This window comes from Agromyces italicus DSM 16388 (assembly GCF_000421545.1).
Taxonomy (GTDB): Bacteria; Actinomycetota; Actinomycetes; order Actinomycetales; family Microbacteriaceae; genus Agromyces; species Agromyces italicus.
This window is the reverse complement of record NZ_ATXF01000004.1, coordinates 264,174-273,587: the sequence shown is the minus strand read 5'-3', so window position 1 is coordinate 273,587 and position 9,414 is coordinate 264,174. Positions and strand designations below refer to the sequence as shown.

General features: G+C 71.3%; 12 protein-coding genes. 2 read left to right on the top strand and 10 right to left on the bottom strand.

The annotated features are described in order from the left end of the window. Positions 1–89: 89 nt before the first annotated feature. Entirely contained in the window at positions 90–605 is a 516-nt protein-coding gene (locus tag H516_RS0101710; protein ID WP_022887997.1) for a hypothetical protein, read from the bottom strand. 200 nt (positions 606–805) lie between these two features. Between H516_RS0101710 and H516_RS0101705 the strand changes: the two genes are divergently transcribed. Then, positions 806–1,462, top strand: coding sequence for a glycosyltransferase (locus tag H516_RS0101705; protein WP_022887996.1), 657 nt, complete (start codon positions 806–808; stop codon positions 1,460–1,462). Between the two features lie 37 nt (positions 1,463–1,499). Here the strand turns inward: H516_RS0101705 and nusB are convergent, their stop codons facing one another. Continuing rightward, positions 1,500–1,913, bottom strand: a complete 414-nt coding sequence (gene nusB, locus H516_RS0101700) for a transcription antitermination factor NusB (protein ID WP_022887995.1) — start codon at positions 1,911–1,913, stop codon at positions 1,500–1,502. Continuing rightward, entirely contained in the window at positions 1,913–2,476 is a 564-nt protein-coding gene (gene efp / locus H516_RS0101695) for an elongation factor P (RefSeq protein ID WP_022887994.1), read from the bottom strand. The genes nusB and efp overlap by 1 nt, the downstream gene beginning before the upstream one ends. Before the next feature lie 150 nt (positions 2,477–2,626). On the opposite strand from efp, the gene H516_RS0101690 reads away from it, so the two are divergent. Continuing rightward, complete coding sequence (locus H516_RS0101690) at positions 2,627–3,082, top strand: luciferase domain-containing protein (protein WP_245561690.1); 456 nt, start codon at positions 2,627–2,629, stop codon at positions 3,080–3,082. A gap of 20 nt (positions 3,083–3,102) precedes the next feature. Here H516_RS0101690 and aroQ read toward each other — a convergent pair whose 3' ends face one another. The 7 genes from aroQ to ruvX are packed head-to-tail and all read right to left on the bottom strand — an operon-like array spanning position 3,103 to position 9,413. Beyond that, entirely contained in the window at positions 3,103–3,558 is a 456-nt protein-coding gene (gene aroQ, locus H516_RS0101685) for a type II 3-dehydroquinate dehydratase (protein ID WP_026378299.1), read from the bottom strand. After that, positions 3,555–4,640: a 3-dehydroquinate synthase gene (gene aroB, locus H516_RS0101680; RefSeq protein ID WP_022887991.1), complete on the bottom strand. Its 1,086-nt coding sequence runs from the start codon at positions 4,638–4,640 to the stop codon at positions 3,555–3,557. The genes aroQ and aroB overlap by 4 nt, the downstream gene beginning before the upstream one ends. Beyond that, entirely contained in the window at positions 4,637–5,155 is a 519-nt protein-coding gene (locus H516_RS0101675) for a shikimate kinase (RefSeq protein WP_245561689.1), read from the bottom strand. The genes aroB and H516_RS0101675 overlap by 4 nt, the downstream gene beginning before the upstream one ends. Next, on the bottom strand, positions 5,148–6,365 hold the full coding sequence (gene aroC / locus H516_RS0101670) for a chorismate synthase (RefSeq protein ID WP_022887989.1): 1,218 nt from the start codon (positions 6,363–6,365) through the stop codon (positions 5,148–5,150). The genes H516_RS0101675 and aroC overlap by 8 nt, the downstream gene beginning before the upstream one ends. A 21-nt stretch (positions 6,366–6,386) precedes the next feature. After that, complete coding sequence (locus tag H516_RS0101665) at positions 6,387–7,253, bottom strand: shikimate dehydrogenase (protein ID WP_022887988.1); 867 nt, start codon at positions 7,251–7,253, stop codon at positions 6,387–6,389. Then, positions 7,246–8,934, bottom strand: coding sequence for an endolytic transglycosylase MltG (gene mltG / locus H516_RS22600; protein ID WP_022887987.1), 1,689 nt, complete (start codon positions 8,932–8,934; stop codon positions 7,246–7,248). The genes H516_RS0101665 and mltG overlap by 8 nt, the downstream gene beginning before the upstream one ends. Beyond that, positions 8,931–9,413 carry a Holliday junction resolvase RuvX gene (gene ruvX / locus H516_RS0101655; RefSeq protein WP_022887986.1) on the bottom strand — a complete coding sequence of 161 codons (483 nt, stop codon included), beginning with the start codon at positions 9,411–9,413 and terminating at the stop codon, positions 8,931–8,933. The genes mltG and ruvX overlap by 4 nt, the downstream gene beginning before the upstream one ends. Position 9,414: the final 1 nt, after the last annotated feature.

Sequence of the window (9,414 nt, the reverse complement as noted above, 5' to 3'; positions counted from 1 at the left end):
ACGGCCTTAAAGGTTGCCAACTGGCATCGAGTCTACCGGATGCCACGGGGCCGCCGATCGGGTATCGGCGGCCCCGTGACATCCGCGCCTCAACGACGGCCGATGGGGCGCGTGAACGCCCTGGCCGCGACGACCATGGCGGCAGTGACCAGCACGACGTCCTTCAGGATGTACTGCGCGGTCAGCGTCGGGCCCGCGGTCGTGAAGAGCTCGCCCGAGAAGAACACGAGGGGCGAGAAGATGCCGACGAACGCACCGGCGAGTGCCAGGAGACCGACGCGCAGGAGGATTCCGGTGACGAGGGCGAAGCCCACGAACACCTCGAGCGAGCCGGTGATCGCCATCGCCGCGTAGCCGTCGACGAGACCGAACGAGAGGGCGTTCCAGGTGCGCACGACGAGGCCCTCGACTGGGCTGACCGCCGGGAGGAACTTCAGTGCGCCGAACACGAGGAAGACGAGACCGAGCGAGACGCGGAGCGCCGGGACGGCGATGCGGGCGAGGAAGCGCTGGACGACGGCCTGCGCGTCGTTCGCGCGTTCGAGGACGGAGTCGAGGCCCGAACCGGTCGAGACGCGTCCGGTGCCGAGAGCGGTGCTGGACATGATGATGCCTTTCTGAGGGTGTGATGTGGATTGGCAGCCGGATGCGGCAGCAGATCCATCTCATCGGCGCGACGTCGCCGGGTCGCCATGGCATCCGCTGATTCCCGCTCGTGGCCTCCCCCGAACGCGCCCTCAGGGCAACGGCGTGCGAACCCCCCGAGTGCGGGGCGCGCCGTCGCCGCGCAGCATGGTGCCGGCTCATGCGCGTCACGCTCCTCGAACGCGGCACCCCGCCGCCCGGGTTCGGCTTCGCTCCCGCCCGCAGCACCCTCGGGCGGCTGCGCGACCGCCTGCTGATCGCCGCGTTGCGGGTGCTGACGCGACGACTCCAGCGCACGCACGAATCCGAACGCGCGCTCGCGGGCTCCCGCCCGACGGGCGCATCTTCGACGAGGCCTGCTACTCCCCCGCCCTCGTCTGCGCCAGCGGCGTCACCGAACTCGACGTGCCGCGCCCCGACACCGGGCGAGGGCAGTACTGGGCGTGTTGATCGCGGCAGCGCCGGATGCCTCGACGGAGCGCCGCGCACGGCCGCTCCCGAGTGGTGGCCCGAGCTGATCGCCCACTGCGGCATCCTCGCCGCACTGTCGGCCGGCGTGCCGCTCATCGTCGCGGGCGGGGACGCCGACAAGCCCGAAGCCGCGGCGCGCCTCGCGCGTTCGGGCGCCGGTGTCGACCTCCGCACCGGCAGGCCCTCGCCCCGCGCGGTGCTGCGCGCGCACTGCAAGGTCGCGCACGACCGCGCCCACACGGCCAACGCCGAACGCCTCGCCCGACTCCTCGACGCGCACGACGGACCAGGCGAGGTCGTCGCCCTCACCACCGAACTCATGACGAAGGCGGCCGCCCCCGCGTGAGCAGGATCGGCCGCCTCGCGCTGAGTCTCGCGGCCGGTCAGGCCTTCGCGTGCGAGATCGCCGCGAGTAGGCCGTTCACGAAGCCGGCCGAGTCGTCGGTCGACAGCACGGTCGCCGCCTCGACCGCCTCGGAGATCGCGACCGGGTCGGGCACCTCGTCGTTGTAGACGATCTCCCAGACGCCGATGCGCAGCAGCGCCCGGTCGACCGCGGGCATCCGCTCGAGGGTCCACCCGCGCGAGTTCGTCTCGATGAGCTCGTCGATCTCGGCGCGGTGGTCGACGATGCCATCGACGATCTCGCGCGCGTACAGCCATGATGCGGCACGCTCGGGCTCGTTCGCGGCCTTCTGCGCCTCGACGACGAGCATCTGCTCGACCGGCACCTGGCGCATGTCGGCCGAGTACAGCATGTCGAGCGCGCGCTTGCGCGCCTTGGTACGGGCGCTCACTAGTCGTTCACGCGGCCGAGGTAGTCGCCCGTGCGGGTGTCGACCTTGACCTTGGTACCCGACTCGAGAAACAGCGGAACCTGGATCTCGTAGCCGGTCTCGACGGTGGCGGGCTTCGTGCCGCCCGTCGAGCGGTCACCTTGGAGGCCCGGCTCGGTGTACGTGATCTCGAGCACGACCGAGGCGGGCAGCTCGATGTACAGCGGGTTGCCGTTGTTCAGGGCGATGGTCACGGCCTGGTTCTCGAGCATGAAGTTCGCGGCGTCGCCGACGACGGTCGACGAGACGGTGATCTGGTCGTAGTCGGTCGCGTCCATGAACACGAAGCCGTCGCCGTCGTTGTAGAGGTAGGTGAAGTCACGGCGATCGACGTTCTCGATCTCGATCTTCGCGCCGGCGTTGTAGGTGCGGTCGACGGTCTTGCCGCTGACGACGTTCTTCAGCTTGGTGCGCACGAAGGCACCGCCCTTGCCGGGCTTGACGTGCTGGAACTCGATGACGCTCCAGAGCTGGCCGTCGATCGAGAGGACGACGCCGTTCTTGATGTCAGCGGTGCTTGCCATGCGATTACGATCCATTCAGTTGCGAAGAGGCTCGGCCGGAATCGGCCCGAGAAAGTTCAGTCGATCGAGTGTAGTCGCTGCGCTCCGGGCATGCCAATGCGCCCCGGATGCCTCCCGCTCGCGCCGCACGCGATGCCCTAGGCTGTCGTGGTGATCGACACGCCGCGCCCCGGACCCCGCCCCACCGTCTCGACCGAGGGGCCGCAGCACCAACTCGACCAGCAGGCGACGCCCGAGCTGTGGGGCCGTCTCGTGGCGAGCGTGTTCGCGCTCCCCGGGGTCATCGAGGGGCACAGCCAGGTGTCGCCGAAATCGTCCCGCGCCGTCTTCCTCGCGGAAATGAAGGCCGCGCGCACGCCCGAGACCTCGCTCTTCCCCGACGGCCGGCTCGAGCCGGTGCACCTGCACGGCGTCGACGACACGAGCGTGCACCTCGTGCTGCCCGTCGAGCGCGGCGCACGCCTGACCGAGCTCGGCTGGGCGGAGCCGCACCAGTACGAGGACTTCGGCACCGAGTTCATGGTCTACGGCCCGCGCGACCCCGCAGAACTCGCGGTCGTGGTCTCGATCGTCGAGGAGAGCCTCGCCTACGCACGCGGCGACTGAGTTGTCGCAGCCGCCCGGGGTCAGCCCTCGGCGCGGCCCGTGATGACGTCGAGCAGCAGCCGGACCGCGGTTGCATAGCCCGCGACGCCCTCCCCGACGACGTGCACGACCGCGACATCGGCGACGTACGAGTGGTGGCGGAACGACTCGCGCTGCGAGACGTCCGAGATGTGGACCTCTGCGACCGGAAGGTCGACGCCCGCGAGCGCGTCGCGGAGCACGACCGAGGTGTGCGTCAGCCCGCCCGGGTTGATCACGATGCCCGCGCAATCGAGACGCGCATCGTGGATCGCGTCGAGCAGCACGCCTTCGTGGTTCGACTGCACGGCACGCACCTCGAAGCCGCGCGCGGCCGAGACATCCACGACGATTCGCTCGACGTCGTCGAGCGTCTGCGAGCCGTAGATCTCGGGCTCACGGGTGCCGAGCAGATTCAGGTTCGGGCCGTTGACGAGCAGCAGCCGACGCTCGGTCACGAGCCGATCTCCTGGTAGGCGGCGAAGAGCAGCGACTGGTCGGGCGCCTGCATGACCGTCGGCTTCGCGAGATCGTCGAGCACGATGAACCGCAGCTGGCCCGCGCGCGACTTCTTGTCGCGCTGCATGGTGGCGAGGAGGGTGTTCCAGCGGCCGACGGGGTAGCTCGTCGGCAGGCTGAGCAGGTCGAGGACCCGGCGGTGTCGATCGGCGACCTCGTCGGAGAGCCGCCCCGAGAGGCGGCCGAGCTCGGCGGCGAACATCATGCCGACCGCGACGGCCGCACCGTGCCGCCACTGGTAGCGCTCGGCGTGCTCGACCGCGTGGCCGAGAGTGTGCCCGTAGTTGAGGATCTCTCGGAGCCCCTGCTCGGTGAGGTCCTCGGAGACCACGTCGGCCTTCATCTGGATCGCGAGCTCCACCACGCGACGGAACTCGGGCGTCGTGGGATCGGTCGCGACGTCGACATCGGCCTCGACGAGATCGAGGATCTCGGGGTAGCGGATGAACCCGGCCTTCACGATCTCGGCGAAGCCGGCGAGGATCTCGTTCTTCGGCAGGGTGTCGAGGACGTCGAGGTCGCAGAGGACGGCGGCCGGCGGGTGGAAGACGCCGACGAGGTTCTTGCCCTCGTTCGTGTTGATGCCGGTCTTGCCGCCGACCGCGGCGTCGACCATGCCGAGCACGGTCGACGGCACCTGCACGACGCGCACCCCCCGCAACCACGTCGCGGCCACGAAGCCGGCGAGGTCGGTGATCGCGCCCCCACCGAAGCCGACGACGGCATCGGTCCGGGTGAAGTCGGCCTGCCCGAGCACCTGCCAGCAGAACGCCGCCACCTCGACGCGCTTGCCGGCCTCGGCGTCGGGCACCTCGGCGAGCAGCACCTCGAAGCGATCGGAGAGCGACTCGCGGAGCGCAGCAGCACGAGCGCCGAGCGTCGCCGGGTGCACGACGAGCACCTTCTTCACCGCGCTGCCGAGCGCGTCGCCGAGCTCGGCGATGACCCCGCGCCCCACGACCACGTCGTAGCCCGACTCGCCGCCGACCCGGATCGTCGTGCGCTCGTCGTCTACCGTCATCGTTCTCCTCCGAAGTGCTCGGTGATGTCGTCGACGATCCGCCCGACCGAGCGTCGGGAGGTGTCGATGGCGAGGTCGGCGACCGCCGCGTACAGCGGGCGCCGGGCCTCGAGGATGGCCGACCATCGGTCGAGCCCGCCGTCGGCGATGAGCGGGCGGTTGCCGCCCGCCAGACGCGGGGCGACGGCCTCGCGCGAGACCTGGAGCCACACGACCGCGAGGCGTGCGAGGTCGTCGCGGGTGTCGTCGTGCAGCACGGCGCCGCCCCCGAGCGAGACGACGGCCTCCTCCCGGAGCGCCTCGGCGACGACCTCGCGCTCGATCACGCGGAAGTACTCCTCGCCCTCACGGGCGAAGATCTGGTCGATGGCGCCGTACCGTTCGGCGATGCGGGCGTCGGTGTCGATGAAGGGTGCCCCCGCCGCAGCGGCGAGCCGCTGCCCGACGCGCGACTTGCCCGCCCCCATCGGGCCGACGAGCACGATGGGAAGCCCGAGTCGGGAGTCGTCAGACACCGGCGTCGACCGCGCCCTCCGCACCCGCAGTGCGCAGGGCCGTGGGAATCGCGTCGAGATAGGCCGCGAGGTTGCGGCGCGTCTCGTCGACGGAGTCGCCGCCGAACTTCTCGAGCACGGCGTTCGCGAGGGTGAGGGCGACCATCGCCTCGGCGACGACCCCGGCGGCGGGCACCGCGCACACGTCGGACCGCTGGTGGTGCGCGGCAGCCGGCTCGCCGGTCGCGACGTCGATCGTCGGCAGCGCGTGCGGCACGGTCGCGATGGGCTTCATGCCGGCGCGCACGCGCAGCACGGTGCCGGTCGACATGCCGCCCTCGGTTCCGCCGGCGCGGTCGCTGCCGCGAGCGATGCGGCCGCCGACCGCGTGCAGCTCGTCGTGCGCGACCGATCCGCGCCGGCGGGTCGTCTCGAAGCCGTCGCCGACCTCGACGCCCTTGATGGCCTGGATGCCCATCAGCGCTGCGGCCAGCTGCGCGTCGAGTCGGCGATCCCAGTGCACATGCGAGCCGAGGCCGGGCGGCACACCGTACGCGAGCACCTCGACGACCCCGCCCAGGGTGTCGCCCGACTTGTGCGCGTCGTCGACCTCGGCGACCATGCGGGCGCTCGTCTCCGCGTCGAAGCAGCGCAGCGGGTCGGCGTCGACCGCATCGATGTCGGAGGGCAGCGGCAGCTCGGCGCCCTCGGCCACCCGCACCGGGCCGATCGAGAGGGTGTGCGCGATGGTCCGGATGCCGAGCTCGGCGAGGAACGACTTCGCGATCGCACCGAGCGCGACCCGGGCGGCCGTCTCGCGGGCGCTCGCCCGCTCGAGGACGGGGCGGGCCTCGTCGAAGCCGTACTTCTGCATGCCGACCAGGTCGGCATGGCCGGGGCGAGGCCGGGTGAGCGGCGCACCCCGCCCGCGACCGAGCCGCTCGGCGTCGATCGGTTCGGGGCTCATGACCTCTTGCCACTTCGGCCACTCGGTGTTGCCGACGCGCACGGCGATCGGGCTGCCGAGGCTCAGGCCGTGACGGACGCCGCCCGAGATCGCCAGTTCGTCCTGCTCGAACTTCATGCGCGCCCCGCGGCCGTAGCCGAGCTTGCGGCGCGCCAGATCGGCGCGGATCGAATCGAGTGAGACGGGGATACCGGCGGGAAGACCCTCGAGGATCGCGACGAGCTCAGGCCCGTGCGACTCTCCGGCAGTGAGCCAACGGAGCATGACTCCTATCCTTCCACAGCGTCAGGCGAGCGACTCGCGCATGACGGCGAGCACGTCGCGCTCGTCCGGCAGTTCCGCGAACGGGTCGCCGTTGACGAAGATGCGCACCTGCAGGAGCGCCTGGTGCAGCAGCATGCCGAGGCCGTGCACGACCGTGCCCCCGGACTCGACCCAGGATCGTGCGAGCGGGCTCGGCCAGGGGTCGTACGCGACGTCGAGAAGGGCCGCGGCCGCGACGAGCGCCGCCCTGGGCGCGACCCCGAGGTCGGTGCCGCCGGGCACCGTGCTGATCACGAGCTCGGCGTCGCCGCTTCCGAGGTCGGCGAGCGAGGCGAGCGGATGCTCCGTGGTGACGAGTCCGACGCGGCGCCCGAGCGAGTCGAGTTCGGCGGCGGCACCGGGCCGGCGAACGAACACCCGCACCGCCTCGGCCCCGAGCTCGGCCATAGCGACGAGCGCCGACGCGGCAGTCGCCCCGGCGCCGATGAGCACCCCGTGGCGGATCCCGGTGATGCCCGACTCCCCCAGCGTGCGCACGATGCCGCCGACGTCGGTGTTGAAACCGAGGCGTCGCCGCCGGTCGAAGAGCACCGTGTTCGCCGCACCCGTGAGCGACGCGAGTTCGTCGATCCCGTCGAGCAGCGGCAGCACCTCCTGCTTGAGCGGCATCGTGAGCGAGAGGCCCCGCCACGTGGCATCCAGAGCATCGACGAACGCCGGAAGGCGATCGCCGGTCATCTCGATCGCCGAGTACCCCCAGTCGAGGCCGAGTCGCACGTACGCGGCCCGATGCAGCAGCGGGCTCTTCGAGTGCGCGATCGGCGAACCGAGCACCGCGAGGCGGGCGCTCGTGCCCGCACCCGTCGTCGCGAGCTGCGGCTCAGCCATACTCGGGGTGCTCCTCCATCCAGGCGAGCCACTTCTCGACCGCGGCATCGTGCTGCTCGATGGTCTCGGAGAAGATCGTCTCGCCCGTGTCGAGGTTCCAGGTCACGAAGAACAGCCACGGACCGTCGGCCGGGTGCACCGCCGCGTCGATCGCGAGGTCGCCGGGATTCGAGATGGGCCCGACCGGAAGCCCCGGATGGACGTAGGTGTTGTACCGGTTCGCGGGGTCGGCACGCTCCTCGTCGGTCGTCGTGACGAGGTGCGTGTTGCCAGTGCCGTAGGCGACCGTTGCGTCGGACTCGAGCAGGCCGCTCTCCCACTTCGCGGGGTCGAGCCGGTTGAGGAACACGCGGGACACCTTGTAGAAGTCGTCCTTGAGGCCCGCCTCGCGCTGCACGAGCGCGGCGAGCACGATGGTCTTCCAGCGATCCTCGGGTGCCACACCGGCTTCGTCGAGCGCCTGGAACTGGCGATCGACGAGCGTCTGCAGCACGGCGTGCGCGTCGAGGTTCGGGTCGAGTGTGTACGTCGCCGGGAACAGGAAGCCCTCGAGGTTCGTCGCCTCGGCGGGAAGGCCGTAGCTCGCGGGCGGCTCGGCCGCGGCGGCCTGCAGCTCCTCGACCGGGATGCCCGTGCCCTCCGAGATGGGCGTCAGGGCATCGACGGTCGCCGTGCCCTCGGGGATGACGAAGGTGTTCTCGAGCTTGTTCGCCGGGTCGAGCAACGCGTCGAGCGCGGCCTGCGCACTCATCTGCTCGGCCAGCTGATAGGCGCCGGGATAGAACACGGGAGAGGGTTCGGTTTCGGCCACGGCCTCGAGGAAGGCCCCGGTCGAGGCCACGACGTCGGCGTCGACGAGGTTCGCGCCGATCGACTCGCCCGTGTCGCCCTCGTGGATCATGAAGACGAGCTCACCGGTGCCCGCGCCTTCGTAGTCGGCTGCCGGCTCGAAACGCTCGATCAGCGCGTTGATCGGCCTCTGCAGGAAGAAGAAGGCGCCGGCGCCGAGCGCCGCGACGATCAGCAGCCCGATGAGGCAGCCCCACGCGCCGCGACGGCGCGGCTTCTCGTCGTGATCGTGGTCGTGGTCGTAGGGGCCGGATGCCGCGGCCCGACGCTCGGCACGCGAGGGCTTGCGCCGCACGGGCTCGGAATCGGCGAACGTGTCGACCGACTGATGCGGATCGCCGAGGAGGTCGGCGAACGGCGAGGCGGACGGCGCGTGCTCGGCTGCCGACGTCGGCACGAGGTCGGGGCGCGGCACGACGGGCGGCGCCTCGCCCGCCAGATGGGCGTCGAAGGCGGAACGCGGCTGCGCGGGAGCGGCCGGCTGCGGCGCTCGCGACGGCTCGGCGAGCGGCGGTGCCGTCTGCGGCTGTCGAAGCGGCTGCAACGGTTGCTGTTGCTGTTGCTGTTGCTGCATCGCGGGCACGACCGGCTGCGGGGACGGGGTCGCTCCGGCCGCAGCCGGGGCGGCAACGCTCTCGGCTTCGGCCTGTGCCGCCGCGCGCTGCTCGGCCTCACGGATCTCACGCCGGGTCATCGGTCGACCTGGAACCGGGGTCGCCCCGGTCGACAGTGCGGGTACCGCTCCCGTCGTCGGCGCATCGCCGCCGAGCATCGCACGCCAATCGGCGGCGAGGGCGTCGGTGTCGGGGTGCTCTGGGGGGAGCTGGGTCACAGGGGTGAGGGCCCTTCGTCGAGGTCGAGCACGCGGCCGGGTGCGTGGCCTGCGGCCCGCTCGGCGTCGATCGCGTGTTGCAGAATGATAACGGCTGCGACCTGATCGACGACGGGACGCTGCTTCTTCGACGACTTGCCGCTCGCCCGTAGGGCATGTTGCGCGCTCACGGTCGAGAGTCGTTCGTCGACGAGCCGCACCGGCAGGCCCCCGCCGGCGCGCCCGAGCCGCGCGGCGAATTCGAGCGCGTCGTCGGTCGACGGCGTCGACCCGCCCGAGAGCGAGAGGGGCAGCCCGACGACGAACTCGATGACCTCGTGCTCCTCCGCGAGCTCGACGATGCGACGCACGTCGGCATCGCCGTCACTCGCTCGCGCGACCGTCTCGATCGGCACGGCGAGCACCCCGCCCGCGTCGCACCGAGAGACCCCGATACGTGCGCGGCCGACGTCGATGCCGAGCCTCGCTCCGGTGCGCATG